Consider the following 13,881-nt stretch of genomic DNA (forward strand, 5'->3'; position numbering starts at 1 on the left):
GAGGTTCAGCCAGCTGTGAGGCACGGCATACATGGAGAGAACACGGTGGGCATCGGCGAGCCGGCCGCGCGCACCGGGCTGCCGGTGAAGACCATCCGCTACTACTCCGACATCGGGCTGCTGCCCGAGAGCGGACGCAGCCGAGGCGGCCACCGCAGGTACACCGCGGACGCGCTGTCCCGGCTCCGGCTGATCCAGCGCCTCCGCGCGCTCCGCCCCCCGCTGCGTACCGTCAGAGGCCGGCGATGACTTCGGCCGACGTCATGGGCATGGAGAACATGGGGTAGTCGTAGGTGATCGCGTTCTCGTGCTCCTCCTGGGAAGTGGCGGCAACGCAGTCGGGCAGCGTGATGACCCGGAAGCCGTTCTCGTACCCGGTGCGCATCGTTGACTCGACGCAGCAGTTGGTGAGGAAGCCTCCGAGGACGATCGTGTCGATTCCCTTGTTCCGCAGGATGAAGTCGAGGTTCGTGCTCGCGAAGGTGTCGAGGCCGCGCTTGCCCTCGATCACGATGTCACCTTCGGCCGGGGCGAGGTCGTCCACGATTGCCGCGCCCCAGGTGCCCTTGACGAAGGCCGAGCCCTCCACGACCCCCTTGAGGATGCCGTACGGGTGCCGGGACAGTTCGCCGTAGCCGGGGGCGAAGGTGATGGGCGCGTGCATGATGGTGACGCCCGCGGCGCGCGCGGCTCCGGCCAGGGCCACGGTGTTCGCGAGCATTCCGGTCTTCTCCATCACTCCGGCCACGGCGCCGTTGAGTGCCCCGCCCTCGCTGGTGAAGTCGTTCTGGTACTCGATCAGGACAAGTGCGGTCTTCGCCGGATCAAGGTGGAAGGTCTCGGACATGACGGCTCCTTGGTGAGCTGGGACATATCAGCGGCATGGACAGCTTGCCTGACGAGGGGGCAACCGGACAGTGGGAAGCCGGATCAGCTGTCCGACACGGTGAGCCGGTCCCTTCGCGCCGGGCGCCGACGCTCCGGCCCCGGCCCCGGCCCCGGGAGATGCCGCCGTGCGGCCGGGGTTACCTGAAGGAGCGCAGCCGGAGGCTGTTGGTGACCACGAAGACGGAGGAGAAGGCCATCGCGGCCCCGGCGATCATCGGGTTCAGCAGCCCGGCGGCGGCCAGCGGCAGCGCCGCCACGTTGTAACCGAAGGCCCAGAACAGGTTTCCCCTGATGGTGCCGAGGGTCCTGCGGGAGAGCCGGATCGCGTCCGCCGCGACGCGCAGGTCGCCGCGTACCAGCGTCAGGTCCCCGGCCTCGATGGCTGCGTCCGTACCGGTGCCCATCGCCAGGCCCAGATCGGCCGTGGCCAGGGCGGCCGCGTCGTTCACACCGTCGCCGACCATCGCGACCGAACGGCCCTCGCCCTGCAGGCGCTTGATGACGTCCACCTTGTCCTGCGGCAGTACCTCGGCGATGATCTCGTCGATGCCCACGGCCCGGCCCACCGACTCGGCCACCGCCTTGTTGTCGCCGGTCAGCAGTACGGGGGTGAGGCCGAGCGCGCGCAGCAGGCCGACCGCTTCGGCGCTGGTCTCCTTGATGGCGTCGGCGACGGTGAGGACGCCCCGGGCCTCGCCGTTCCAGGCCACGACGACCGCTGTACGGCCCTCCGCCTCCGCCGCGGCCTTCGCGTGCCCCAGTTCGGGCGGCAGTTCGATGGCCCACTCGGCCAGCAGTTCCTCCCGGCCGACGAGCACCGCGTGCCCCTCGACGACGCCCTGTACGCCGAGACCGGCGACGTTCTCGAACGTCTCGGCTACGGGGAGAGGACCGGCCACTCCTTCGGCGCCCGCCGCGACGGCCTGGGCGATCGGGTGCTCGGACGCGTGCTCCAGGGCGCCGGCCAGCCGCAGCAGTTCCTTCTCCGCCACACCCGGCGCGGTGAAGACGTCCTGGAGGGCCATCCGGCCGGTCGTGACGGTGCCGGTCTTGTCGAGCACGACGGTGTCGACCCGGCGGGTGGACTCCAGTACCTCGGGGCCCTTGATCAGGATGCCCAGCTGTGCGCCGCGCCCCGTACCGACCATCAGCGCGGTCGGTGTGGCCAGGCCCAGGGCGCACGGGCAGGCGATGATCAGCACGGCGACGGCTGCGGTGAACGCGGCTGTCGCGTCCCCGGTCGCCAGCAGCCAGGTCAGCAGCGTGCCCAGTGCGATGACCAGGACGACGGGCACGAAGACGCCGGAGATCCGGTCGGCGAGGCGCTGCACCTCGGCCTTGCCGTTCTGTGCCTCCTCGACCAGCCGCGCCATCCGGGCCAGCTGGGTGTCCGCACCGACCCGGGTGGTCCGGACGACCAGCCGTCCCGAAACGTTCACGGTGGCCCCGGTGACGGCGTCGCCCGCCTTCACATCGACCGGTACCGACTCGCCGGTCAGTGTCGACGCGTCGACGGCGGACGCACCTTCGGTCACGGTGCCGTCGGCGGCGATCTTCTCCCCTGGGCGTACGAGGAAGCGGTCGCCGACCACGAGCCCGGAGACGGGGATACGGGACTCGCGGCCGTCCCGGAGCACGGTCACGTCCTTGGCGCCCAGTTCGAGCAGCGCGCGCAGCGCGGCGCCGGCCTTCCGCTTGGACCTCGCCTCCAGATAGCGGCCCGCGAGAATGAAGGTGGTCACCCCGGCAGCGGCCTCCAGATAGATGGAGGACGAGCCGTCCGCGCGCGACACGGTGAACTCGAACCCGTGCCGCATACCCGTCATCCCGGCTGTGCCGAAGAACAAGGCCCACAGCGACCAGCCGAGCGCGGCGAGAGTGCCGATGGACACGAGGGTGTCCATGGTGGCGGCGCCGTGCCGGGCGTTGGTCCAGGCGGCCCGGTGGAACGGCAGCGCGCCCCAGACCACGACGGGCGCGGCAAGGGTGAGGGAGAGCCACTGCCAGTTGTCGAACTGCAGGACCGGCACCATCGCCATCAGGACGACGGGTACGGAGAGAGTCAGGGAGACGAGCAGCCGCTGCCTGAGCGAGACCGGTTCACCGTCGGCGGCCGGGGGCCCGGATTCCGCGCGGTCCGCGGTGGCCGGCGGCGCGGGCCGCACGGCGGTGTAGCCGGTTCTCTCGACGGTGGCGATGAGGTCCGCGACGTCCGTTGCCCCGCCGTACGAGACCTTCGCCTTCTCCGTTGCGAAGTTGACCGTGGCGGTGACCCCGTCCAGCCGGTTGAGCTTCTTCTCGACGCGTGCCGCACACGACGCACAGGTCATTCCGCCGATGGAGAGCTCGACCTCGGTGGCCGGGGCCACCGCTTCCTCGTAAGCCGTACTGGTCATTGCGTGTCTCCTGGGGGAGGCCGGTACGTACGGCTTCCGTATGAGCGGGGCGGTGCGTACCGGCGTGGGATCCGCGGCCCGGGGCGGAGCGGCCCCGGGCGGGAGGGAACGTCAGAGACGGCCGGCGAGCTCGTAGCCCGCCTCGTCGACCGCTGCGCGGACGGCTCCGTCATCCAGTGCCGCGGAGGAGATGACCGTGACCTGGCCGGTGGAGGCGACCGCCTTGACCGAGGTGACACCGTCGATCGCCGAGATCTCCTCGGACACCGCTCCTTCGCAGTGGCCGCAGGTCATGCCCGACACCTGGTACGTGGTGGTGACGGGGCTGCCCATGACGTCGGTTGCGGCGCCGGAGCGGGAGTCTGCCTGGGAGGTCATCGCATCGTCCTTATGATCGCTGTGTGTGGAGCAGTCGGGCGGAACAGGGTTTTTCCTGTCTTCCCGACAGTGGGAACACCATACCCAAGGGGGGTATTCCCTCGCTTGTCGGCCCATCCTGCTGAGCGTTGCGCCCCCGGCGTTGCCTCCGGGGGATCAGTGGTCGTGCGGACCCGCGTGGTGTGTGGGGCCGTGAGCGTCCTCGCAGTGTGCGCCGGCGGGTGGAGGGGCGGAGCCGATGGTGAGGCCCTGCCCGGCTGCGGCCGTGTGGGCGTGGTCGACCTGGAGGGTGGTGTGGGTGATCGCCCACTGGTCCGCGAGGAGGCGTTCGAGGTCCCGGCGTACGGCGTGGCAGTCGCCGGCGGGGATGACCAGCACATGCGCGGACAGGGCGGTCTGCTCGGAGCTGATCTGCCAGACATGCAGATCGTGGACCTCCACGACGCCTTCCTGGGCCGCGAGTTGGTCGCCGAGCGCATCGGGGTCGGTGCCCGCGGGTGCGGCTTCGAGGAAGATACGGCCCGAGGCCCGGGCGAGGCCGATACCGGCGCGGAGCATGAGCACAACCACGACCAGGGTGGCGATCGCGTCGGCCCTGGCGAACCCGGTGGTCAGCACGACCGCACCGGCGACGGCGGTGGCGATGAAGCCGTACAGGTCGGTGAGGATGTGCTGGTAGGCGCCCTCGACATTGAGACTGGTGCGGTTGGCCCTGGAGATGCACCAGGCGGCCAGGAGGTTGATGGCGACCCCGACGAGCGCGGTGACCAGGACCGGTCCGCCGCTGACCGGGGGAGGGTCGATCAGGCGTCGCACGGCTTCGTAGGCCAGCCACGCGGCGAGTACGAGCAGGGTGATGCCGTTGGCCTGGGCGGAGAGGATCTCGGCGCGTTTGAGGCCGAAGGTGTAGCCGCCCCTGGCGGGACGCGCGGCCAGCCGCATCGCGACCAGCGCCAGGACGATGGATGCGGCGTCGGTGAGCATGTGGGCCGCGTCGGAGAGCAGGGCCAGTGAGTGCGATGCCAGCCCGACGACGACTTCCCCGGCCATGAAGGCGAGGATCAGGGTGAGGGCCGCGCCCAGCCAGCGGCGGTCCGCGTCCTGGGCCACGCCGTGGCTGTGCCCATGGTCACCCGAGCTCGGATGGTCGTGATCGTGGCTGCTCACGGTGCTGCCCCCTGTGCGGTCGGAGACGGGCAGTGAACCTCAGTACGGGCCATTGGTGCAAAGGCTGCATCGATGTCGGTTACCAGTGTCGTTACCGGCCGCGCCGGCACGCGGTCCGAGGGGCCCGGAAGGACGGCCGCCGCATCGCTCGCCGGGCACCCGGTGGCGGGACCCGGCCGGGTACGGGATACCAGGCCGGGGTATCGTCGGGCCGGGCGGCAGCCGGAATGCCGGAAGACGCACGGGCACAGAGCACAGGACGGGGACGCGGGTGAGCAGCGGAGCGGCACGCGGACGGGCCACGGCCCGACTGGCCGCGGTGTGCGCGGTGCTGTTCGGCCTGTTCCTCATGCATGGCGCTCCGGCCTCCGCGGTCGGCGGTTGTCACGGCTCCCTCCCCTCCCTCTCCATGAACGCTGCGATGTCCGGCGGTACGGACACCGCGATGCCCGGCGGGATGAACGCTTCGATGCCCCGCGGGGCGGACGCCGTGACGATGCCCCACGCCCACGGTGATTCCGTGCCGGCGTCCGCAGCCGGCCACCCGGTCACCGCTCATCCCGGGCCCGCGTTCCGGGCCGGGACCGTGCCGGGAGCGCACGGGGCGGTCTGTGTGTCGACCCCGGCACGTGATCGCACCCTGTTCGGGCCGGCCGGCCTCGGTGGTCTCGCCGTCCTCGCGCTCCTGGCCTTCCGGCCGTCGCGTGGCCGGCCGCTGCCCCCGGGCCGGACCGGGCGAAGAGGGTCGCCGAGAAGCGGGCGAAGTCTGCTGCTGCAGGTGTGTGTCGCGCGGGCGTGACAGGACCGCGCCGGACCCGGCCGAAACGGCCAGGACGTCCGGCCATGGTTCCCGCTCACCCGCGCGCCATGGGGCGCGCCCATCCGGAAAGACCTGACATGTCTGTTCTCCCGTACCCCTCCGTGCACCGTCGCGCCGTCGTGGCCACCGGTGTCGTCGCCGTTCTCGCTCTCGGGCTCGCGGCCTGCGGCTCCGGCGACAAGTACACGTCCGCGCCCGCAACGCACCACGGAAGCAGCCACTCCGCCTCCGCCTCCGCGTCGGGGGACTTCGACCAAGCGGACGTGACGTTCGCGCAGATGATGATCCCGCACCACCAGCAGGCCGTGTCCATGGCGAAACTGGCCGACGGCCGGGCCTCCGACCAGGAGATCAAGACCCTGGCCGCGGACATCGAGAAGGCTCAGGGCCCAGAGATCAGCACGATGCAGGGCTGGCTGGCGTCATGGGGCAAGCCCGCTTCCCCGTCCATGGACCACAGCATGCCGGGCATGAGCCACGGCAGCGGCGCGTCCATGCCCGGCATGATGTCCGGCAAGGACATGACCGGACTCAAGGCCGCTAAGGGCAAGGACTTCGACAAGAGGTTCACCGAGATGATGATCGGGCACCACAAGGGCGCGATCACCATGGCCGAGGACGAGCAGAAGAACGGCCGTGACCCCGCGGCCAAGAAGCTCGCCGTTGCCGTGGTGAAGAACCAGCAGGCTGAGGTCGACAAGATGCACAAGATCCTCGACCGGCTCTGAGCTGCGCCGCTGAGTGATCGGTACGCCGTAGTCAGTCCCTCGTAACCCTGTTCCGGGCTCTCCTTGAGGAGGGCCCGGAACAGCGCCGGCGGGCAGCTGTGCGCTCCCGTCAGGTACCGGCTGCCGCCCGGCCGGACAGGAGCCGTGTCTCCGCCCGGTGCGGGCGCAGGTCCCTGAGGACGGACTCGACTTCGACGAGGAGGGCTTCGTAGGAGACCAGGCGCTGCCACTCGGGGTCGGGCACACCCGGCACCGTGGCGCCGCGTGCCGTCCACTGGGCGGCCAGCTCGGAGTACAGCGGAGTCCGTGCCTCCAATCGCCCGAATGCGTGCGCCCTCGAATGCCTGCCCGGTGGCGGGGGAGGGACTTGGGGCGCCATCAGCTGCGGCGGGGGTACCCGCTGGGCCTGTGCGGGGGGCGGAATGAAGACCCCTGAGCCTCTGGCCGTGGTGGTAGCGGGCGCGCGTGCGTTCATGACGGGGGTAACGACCGCCGCCCGCCGGGGTAACTCCGAACGCGACAGAACGATAAACTGTGATTTCACCTTTTGCGGTGCAATTCATTGTGAAGTCGCTTCAAAACGGGCAATGCGGCGTTGGTGCGGGCATGGATCCCAGGGAGCTGTGGGAGCGTCATGCCGTCCTGGCACAGGCGTTCTGCGCGAATGACGAAGAGGTGCGCCGTGCGCAGGGCGCGCTGGACGAAGGGCACGCGGTGCGTACGCGGACGCTTGCCGCGTTCGCGGTGACGCTGGGGAGCGACGGGACCGTCGCGGGGCTGCTGGGGCTCCCCGAGCGTGAAGTGCGCCTCGCCCGGCGCACTGTGGGCAAGGACGACGCCCGGGCGGTGGCACAGGCGCTTCTGGCGGAGCACACGGCCGAGCAGCTCCCCGAGCCGTCTCCGATGGACTGCGCGGACAGCGTTCAGCTGCAGCCGGAACCGGACGTCGCTCAGCCATTCCACACGACCATCCCGGGGCCGCGCCCCGCGCAGGTCCCCGGAGCCGCTCCCGTTCCCGAGGAGCCGCTCCATGAGCCCGTCGCGTCGCCAGCCGTGGACGCCGTGCTGGTCGGTGCCTGGAGTACCGGGGTCGATCTCTCCGTACTGGCGAACGAGCTCGGTCTCGATCTGGCCCACCTGGTCGCCAGGGCGCGCTTTCTGGAGACCCAGGGCCGTCTCGCGTACGCCCCGCAGCCTCCCGCCGACCGCTCCGGGCGCCACCGCCGCTCCGGTGCCGAGGCGGCTGCCGCCGCACCGTCCCAGCAGTGGTACCACCCCGCCCAGCACCAGCCGGTCCACCAGCAGAACCCCTGGGACCCGCAGCCCCCGCTCGCCGATTTCACCACCGGTCAGATGCACGACTGGGACGGCATCCTCAACCAGTGGGACGCGAACTCCAACCCGACGATCAGCTGGTGACGGCGGGCGCCGGGGGGTGTCGGACGCCGTCCGCGTACCGCGGTGGGCGACCTGGTACGGGCAGCCGGAGGCGGTCCGGTGCCGTCCAGGTGGTGGTGCGGTGCGTCTCGTGCAGACTTGCGGTGTGGCCACAGACGACGCGGAGGACCGGCTCGCGGCGGTCAGACAGGATCTGGAGCGGGCGACCGCCCGCCTGCGGCTGCTCGCTGATGCCAGTACCGCCCTGTCGAGTGTTCTCGACGCGGACGAGGCGCTCAACCGGCTGGCACGGCTGATCGTCCCTCAGGTGGCCGACGCGTGTGTGGTGGATCTGGTCGAGGACGGCGGGGTGCGCCGGCTGGCCGCCGTGCACCGCGACCCGGCACGGGAGCTGCCACCGGCGCCGGAGAGCCTGCCCTGGTCCGACGAGTTCTCCGCACCGCTGGCCCGGGTGCTGCGCGGAGCCGGACCGGTGACGGTGACGGACTTCGGAGCGCACGCGGCGGCCGGCTCCCTCCAGTCCGCGCAGCTGGAGCTCTACCGTGCCCTCGAAGCCAGGACGGTGCTGATCATGCCGCTCCAGGTGCGCCGGGAGGTGTTCGGCGCCCTCAGCCTCGTCCGTACCGGCTCCGCCGAGCCGTTCGGGGAGGAGGAGATCTCCCTCGTGGCCGACCTGGGGCACCGGGCCGGGCTCGCCGTCGAGAACGCCCGGCTGTACGCGATCCAGCTGCGTACGGCTGAGCAGTTGCAGCTCTCGCTTCTGCCCGATCTGTCGGGAATCGAGCACCTGGAACTCGCGGCCCGGTATGTGCCGGCCCGGGAGGGGGCTGAGGTCGGTGGTGACTGGTTCGACGCCTTCAGGCTCTGCGACGGCTCGACCATGCTGGCCATCGGTGACGTCGTCGGACACGATCTCACCGCCGCCGTGGGAATGGGGCAGCTGCGCAACATGCTGCGGTCACTCGCGTACGACAGCGGAGACTCGCCCGCAGGGGTGATGCGCCGTCTGGACAATGTCATGCAGGGGCTGAGCAACACCGAACTGGTCACGGGCGCCATCGCACGCGTCTACACGCCCCCGACCGGGCCGTGGTTCGTGCACTGGACCAACGCCGGGCACCCGCCCCCCGTGCTGACCAGCCCCACGGGCAGCAGCAGACTGCTGGAGGAGGGGCTGGCCCCGGTCCTCGGAGTGGATCCCGCCATCGAGCGGGAGGACGCGCTGGCCGTACTGGAACCGGGCTCCACCCTGCTGCTGTACACGGACGGGCTCATCGAACGCCCCGGCGAGGACATCGACCGGGGATTCACCAGGCTGCGGCAGCACACGGCGAGCCTGGCCGGCGAGCCGCTCCAGACCTTCTGCGACGAACTGCTGGTACGGCTCACGGACGGCCACTTCGACGACATCGCGGTACTGGCGCTGCGCGTTCCCCCGGCGCCGTAGGACGCCGGCCCCGGGTGCTCAGTCGTCGTGGCGCGCGGTGCCGTCGCTGTCGGCGCCGCCGTCCTCCGGCTCCCCGGACGTGCCACCGCCGACGTGCTCGTCGCCGGCGGCGTCCTCGCCGTTCTCGCTGTCCCTGCGGCGCCGCCGGACGTGCCTGACCACCAGCACGACGACGACCAGCGCCACGAACACCAGGGCGGCGCCCCGGCCGACGAAGTGCTCGATGCTGCTGTACGCGTTGCCCGCGGCGTAACCGATCAGGGTGAAGCCGACACCCCAGACGAGGCCGCCCAGCGCGTTGAAGAGGAGGAAGGTGCGGTAGGGCATGCCCGATGCACCGGCGAGCGCCGGCATGACAGCCCGGAAGAACGCCACGAACCGGCCCAGGAAGACGGCCACCGGCCCCCTGCGGCGGATCAGGTCCCGGGCGGACTCGATGCTGTTCCGGTGGCGGCGCAGCGACCGCGCCGCCAGCAGCCGCGGCCCGAATCTGCGGCCGATCTCATATCCGACGGAGTCTCCGGCGACGGCCGCTGCCACCACGATGAGGGCGAGCCAGTAGATGGACACCTGGTGCCGTGCGGCGAGTACGCCTCCGATCACGGCAGCGCTCTCGCCGGGGATGACGAAGCCGAAGAACAGCGCGTCCTCGCAGAAAACCAGACCGGCGACGACGGCGTAGACAGCGGCGCCCGACAGCCCGGACAGCCAGTCGGTGATCGTGCCCACCGGGTCTCCTCCCTGCCGTCGCGCTCGTGGTGCGGTGCTCATGGTCCCGGATCCGACCCATGCTCACGGCCTCGGTCCGACGCGTGCTCACGGCCTTGGAACGATCGAGGGTCGTGGTGTCCGAGGCTTGCAGCCGACACGGTGTTCCGCACCACGGGGGCCGCCACCACGGGCCGCCGGCGCCTGGAGCGGGCCAGGGGCCGCACGGTATGATCCGGAGGAGCGAGGGGCCGGTGGCCTCACGCGCGGCGGTGGGGCCCGCCGTACCCGAACTGCGGCGATCGTGCCGCCAACGGTCCCTACTTGCGATGGTGCGCGCCCCGGTGCGCGCGGTGACCGCCGAGTAGGAGAACCACGTGGCAGAGGCCCCCGTCCCGATGACGGACGACCCCGTCAGTTCCGGCCCCGACGCGGGCCTCCCCGTCCCCGTGCAGCGTGGACCGGCCGCTGGGCAGCCGATCGCGCAGTGGCCTGTCGTGACGGCGGTGTCACTCGGCGGCATCGCCGGGGCGTCCGCACGGTACGGCGCCGGGCTCCTGTGGCCCACGGCCGGCGGGGCCTTTCCCTGGACGACGTTGGTGGTCAACACCGCGGGCTGCGCGGTCATCGGGGTGTTCATGGTGCTCATCGCCGAGGCCCGGTCGGTCCACCGGCTCGTACGCCCCTTCTTCGGCACCGGGGTCCTGGGCGGCTTCACCACCTTCTCCACGTACACCGTGGACATCCAGGGGCTCGTCAACGGCGGACATGCCCGCACCGCGCTCGCGTATCTGGCGCTGACGCTGCTCTCGGCGCTGGCGGCCGTCTGGGCCACGGCGTCCCTGACCCGCCGCTTCGTCGCAGGGAGGCGCTCATGACCGGGCCCGTGACCGCGGACATCCGTGCGGACGCCGGCACCCAGGGGAGCACGGGCGCCGGTGCGAGCGCCTGCCGAACCGGCTGCGAGGAGGAACGTTGAACTGGTTGCTCGTGATCGTGGGGGCGGCCGTCGGCGCCCCGCTGCGCTATCTCGCCGACCGCAGGGTCCAGGCGTCGCACGACACCGTCTTCCCCTGGGGGACCTTCGCCGTCAACGTCTCCGCCTGCCTGGTCCTGGGCCTTGTCACCGGCGCGGTTGCCGCCGGGGCCGCGTCGTCCCAGGTGCAGCTGCTGATCGGGACGGGGCTCTGCGGGGCGTTGTCGACGTACTCGACGTTCTCGTACGAGACGCTGCGCCTGGCGCAGGACGGGGCCCACTTCTTCGCCGCAGTGAACGTCACGGCGAGCGTGGTGGCGGGGCTGGGCGCGGCGTTCGTGGGCGCCTCACTGGCCCAGGCGTTCTGGGGCTGAGGGCGCCGCACGCGGACGGTCGCCGGGCGGTGTGCCAGTGGGCCGGTCGGCAGTGTGACCCAGTGGGCCGATGGGTCAGCCGGCCGCGTGGGCGCCGGCCGGTCCCGCCGTCAGGACGGGAGCCAGGACTCCGGTACGCAGCCGCTCGACCAGCGGGGTGGCCAGGCGGCGCAGGGCCAGGCTGGTCAGGAATGCGATGGGCAGGGCGAGGAGGGCCGAGCCGAGGACGTCGTGGGGGTAGTGCGCGCCGACGTAGACGCGGGTGAAGCCCTCGAAGAGCGCGAAAAGGGCGGCGATGGCGCACAGCTTCCGGTTCAGCAGGTAGAGGGCGGCGACGGTCGCCGCTGCCGTCGTGGTGTGACCGCTGGGGAAAGCGAAGTCGGACGGGGCCGGGCAGGTCTCGACGATGAACGCGTGCGGCATCGAGCGGCAGGGCCGCACCTCCGACACGAGCTTCTTGACCACCTCGGCCGCGGCGAAGGCGACCACGACGCTCACCGGCACGGCCAGGGCGAGAGCCATCGACGCGCTGTCGCGGCGCCGGGCCTGCCACCACCCGACGATCATGAGGATCGCGAACACGCCCAGACCGATGTTGGTCCACGATTCCAGCGGCGCGTTCAGCCACCGGGTGTCACGTGCGAAGTCCGTGACAGTGGTGAACAGCGAACCGTCGATGTGAGAGCCGTTGAAGGCCAGCGGCATCGGGGAGACAGCAGTCATCAGGCGGGAACTCTCAGCTCGGTCGGGGCTGCCCGCTCCGCGGGAGACGTGCGGCATCCACGGTCTGACATGTATCTACAGGACTGTAGACGGTGCCCTGGGGGGAGCCAAATCATGGGCAGCGGGTGACTTCCGGCTGAACGGCGGGTGGTGCCGGGGGCGGCGGGGCGCGGTCTGCGGCCGGGCGGCCGGTGCCGCGCCCCGCCGCCGCTTCAGCGTGTGGTGTCTCTCACGCCGCCGGTGAGTCGAACCGCGGCTCGGTGCCGAGCAGCCCGGAGACATCGCTGTCCACCGGCAGCTCCCGGGCGGGCGCACCCCGGGTGAACAGGACACCGGGGCGTTCCCCGGCGAGCGTGGCCACCGCTCCGTCCACCCGCAGCCAGCTGCCCTCGCGCAGCCCCAGCACGGGCACGTCGTTCTCCTCCAGGAACTCCGTCAGACGCTCGGCGCGCGTCTCGCCCTTGTGCGTGCTGCCCGGGTCCGGGTCGAGGTAGTGCGGGTTGATCTGGAAGGGCACAAGGCCGAGCGCGTCGAAGGACGGCGGCTGCACGATGGGCATGTCGTTGGAGGTACGGAGCGTGGGCGCGGCCATGTTGGTGCCCGCGCTGGCACCCATGTAGGGGAGCCCGCCGCGCACGGCGTCGCGTACCGCCTCGCGCAGACCCGTACGGTACAGGGCGCTCAGCAGGCGGAAGGAGTTCCCGCCGCCGATGAACACGGCGTCCGCTGCGGCCAGTTCGGCCAGCGGGTCGCTGTTCTCGTGGACACCGCGCACGGAGATCCCGGCCGGTTCCAGCGCGCCGCGCACCCGTGCCGTGTACGTGTCGTGGTCGGCCAGGGCATAGGGGACGAAGGCGAGCCTGGCGCCCTGCGGCAGGAAGCCGGTGACGGTGTCCAGGGCGTGTTCCAGGTAACCGCGTCCGTACTGGGTGGAGTTGGACAGCAGCAGGAGATTCACGGTGGCGCTCTTTCAGTGAAGGGGCAGTGTTCCGGGGGAGGTTCGGTTCTCTCCGGAGGGAGGGGAGAGGGCGTCAGGCGCGTGGGCGCCGGGTGCGCTGGGGCGGGTGGGTGAGCCGCTTCTCCAGGAGCTGGGCGGCCTTTCTGAGACTGTCGAGGCGGGGCTCGGGGCCGTCGGCGAAGCGCTGCTCGGCGCCGCCCAGGCTGAGACTGCCGTACGGCTCCCGGCCGAGGAACACCGGGACGGCGAGCGTGGCGATCCCGTTGTCGTACTCGCCGACCGTCCAGGCGTATCCCTGGGCACGGATGCGCCGGAACTCCTCCTCCAGGAGGTCGGCGTCGGTGACGGTGCGGTCGGTGAAGCGGGCCATCGGGCGGGCGCGGAAGAGCCGGTGGCGCTGGTCGTCCGGCAGGAACGCGTAGTACGACTTGCTGGTGGCGCCCGCGTGCGCCGGATACAGCTCGCCGACCAGCGGGTAGTACCGCAGCGGTCCCGCTTCGCCCTCCTCGGCCGCCACACAGCGCATATGGAAGCTGTCCGGCAGGCAGAAGAGCACGGTGTCACCGGTGGTGTGGCACAGCTCTTCCAGCACCGGCCCCGCCAGCAGTTCGAGGGAGCCCGAGCGCTCCCACTGCCGGCTCAGCCGCAGCACGGCGGGGCCGATGCGGTAGCGCCTGGTCGCCGGGTCGGAGACCAGGAAGCCGCGGCCGGCCAGCGTCGACAGCAGGCGCTGGGCGACGGAGGTGTCCCAGCCGAATTCGGCCGCCACCTCGGTCACCCCCCAGTCGGGCCGGGTCCGCTCGAAGGCCAGCAGGACGAGCAGCGCCCGGTCGACGGTCTGCAGCGCGCCCGCGGGCTTGCGACGGTCCAGGTCGATCTCGGCCATCGTCATCTCACCATCCAGACCCGAATTGCAAATA

The 13,881-nt window shown here is 71.3% G+C and carries 14 protein-coding genes and 1 pseudogene; 6 read left to right on the forward strand and 9 right to left on the reverse strand.

The window, feature by feature from the left end; all coding sequences use genetic code 11:
- Window positions 1-27 precede the first annotated feature (27 nt).
- Window positions 28-213 (forward strand): annotated as a pseudogene (locus OG385_RS31380) (MerR family transcriptional regulator); the annotation flags it as partial.
- A 19-nt stretch (window positions 214-232) separates the two neighbouring features.
- Here OG385_RS31380 and OG385_RS31385 read toward each other — a convergent pair.
- The 4 genes from OG385_RS31385 to OG385_RS31400 all read right to left on the reverse strand — a co-directional run bounded on the left by OG385_RS31385 (window position 233) and on the right by OG385_RS31400 (window position 4,829).
- Entirely contained in the window at window positions 233-847 is a 615-nt protein-coding gene (locus tag OG385_RS31385) for a cysteine hydrolase (protein WP_266859896.1), read from the reverse strand.
- Between the two features lie 178 nt (window positions 848-1,025).
- Window positions 1,026-3,284, reverse strand: a complete 2,259-nt coding sequence (locus OG385_RS31390; protein WP_266859898.1) for a cation-translocating P-type ATPase — start codon at window positions 3,282-3,284, stop codon at window positions 1,026-1,028.
- A gap of 111 nt (window positions 3,285-3,395) precedes the next feature.
- The gene (locus OG385_RS31395) at window positions 3,396-3,662 is read right to left on the reverse strand and encodes a heavy-metal-associated domain-containing protein (RefSeq protein WP_266859900.1); all 267 of its coding nucleotides are present in this window, start codon (window positions 3,660-3,662) and stop codon (window positions 3,396-3,398) included.
- Between the two features lie 156 nt (window positions 3,663-3,818).
- A complete protein-coding gene (locus OG385_RS31400; protein WP_266859901.1) occupies window positions 3,819-4,829 on the reverse strand; it encodes a cation diffusion facilitator family transporter in 1,011 nt (336 codons plus the stop codon).
- An 897-nt stretch (window positions 4,830-5,726) separates the two neighbouring features.
- On the opposite strand from OG385_RS31400, the gene OG385_RS31405 reads away from it, so the two are divergent.
- A complete protein-coding gene (locus OG385_RS31405; protein ID WP_266859903.1) occupies window positions 5,727-6,377 on the forward strand; it encodes a DUF305 domain-containing protein in 651 nt (216 codons plus the stop codon).
- Between the two features lie 109 nt (window positions 6,378-6,486).
- Here the strand turns inward: OG385_RS31405 and OG385_RS31410 are convergent, their stop codons facing one another.
- Entirely contained in the window at window positions 6,487-6,693 is a 207-nt protein-coding gene (locus tag OG385_RS31410) for a hypothetical protein (protein ID WP_266859904.1), read from the reverse strand.
- Between the two features lie 290 nt (window positions 6,694-6,983).
- Between OG385_RS31410 and OG385_RS31415 the strand changes: the two genes are divergently transcribed.
- Window positions 6,984-7,796, forward strand: coding sequence for a hypothetical protein (locus OG385_RS31415; RefSeq protein WP_266859906.1), 813 nt, complete (start codon window positions 6,984-6,986; stop codon window positions 7,794-7,796).
- A gap of 124 nt (window positions 7,797-7,920) precedes the next feature.
- On the forward strand, window positions 7,921-9,222 hold the full coding sequence (locus OG385_RS31420) for a PP2C family protein-serine/threonine phosphatase (RefSeq protein WP_266859908.1): 1,302 nt from the start codon (window positions 7,921-7,923) through the stop codon (window positions 9,220-9,222).
- Window positions 9,223-9,240: 18 nt separating this feature from the next.
- Here the strand turns inward: OG385_RS31420 and OG385_RS31425 are convergent, their stop codons facing one another.
- Window positions 9,241-9,951 carry a DedA family protein gene (locus tag OG385_RS31425; protein WP_266859910.1) on the reverse strand — a complete coding sequence of 237 codons (711 nt, stop codon included), beginning with the start codon at window positions 9,949-9,951 and terminating at the stop codon, window positions 9,241-9,243.
- A 377-nt stretch (window positions 9,952-10,328) separates the two neighbouring features.
- On the opposite strand from OG385_RS31425, the gene OG385_RS31430 reads away from it, so the two are divergent.
- Window positions 10,329-10,808 carry a CrcB family protein gene (locus OG385_RS31430; protein WP_266861285.1) on the forward strand — a complete coding sequence of 160 codons (480 nt, stop codon included), beginning with the start codon at window positions 10,329-10,331 and terminating at the stop codon, window positions 10,806-10,808.
- 97 nt (window positions 10,809-10,905) lie between these two features.
- Window positions 10,906-11,280: a fluoride efflux transporter CrcB gene (gene crcB, locus OG385_RS31435; RefSeq protein WP_266859912.1), complete on the forward strand. Its 375-nt coding sequence runs from the start codon at window positions 10,906-10,908 to the stop codon at window positions 11,278-11,280.
- A 75-nt stretch (window positions 11,281-11,355) separates the two neighbouring features.
- Here the strand turns inward: crcB and OG385_RS31440 are convergent, their stop codons facing one another.
- The 3 genes from OG385_RS31440 to OG385_RS31450 form a co-directional block, all read right to left on the reverse strand.
- Window positions 11,356-12,003, reverse strand: a complete 648-nt coding sequence (locus OG385_RS31440; protein ID WP_266859914.1) for a phosphatase PAP2 family protein — start codon at window positions 12,001-12,003, stop codon at window positions 11,356-11,358.
- A gap of 229 nt (window positions 12,004-12,232) precedes the next feature.
- Window positions 12,233-12,961 (reverse strand): dipeptidase PepE, encoded by a 729-nt coding sequence (gene pepE, locus OG385_RS31445; RefSeq protein WP_266859916.1) that lies wholly within the window; start codon window positions 12,959-12,961, stop codon window positions 12,233-12,235.
- Between the two features lie 73 nt (window positions 12,962-13,034).
- A complete protein-coding gene (locus OG385_RS31450) occupies window positions 13,035-13,847 on the reverse strand; it encodes an IclR family transcriptional regulator (RefSeq protein WP_266859917.1) in 813 nt (270 codons plus the stop codon).
- Between the last annotated feature and the right edge of the window lie 34 nt (window positions 13,848-13,881).

The organism is Streptomyces sp. NBC_01306, from assembly GCF_026340465.1.
In the GTDB taxonomy this organism is placed as follows: domain Bacteria; phylum Actinomycetota; class Actinomycetes; order Streptomycetales; family Streptomycetaceae; genus Streptomyces.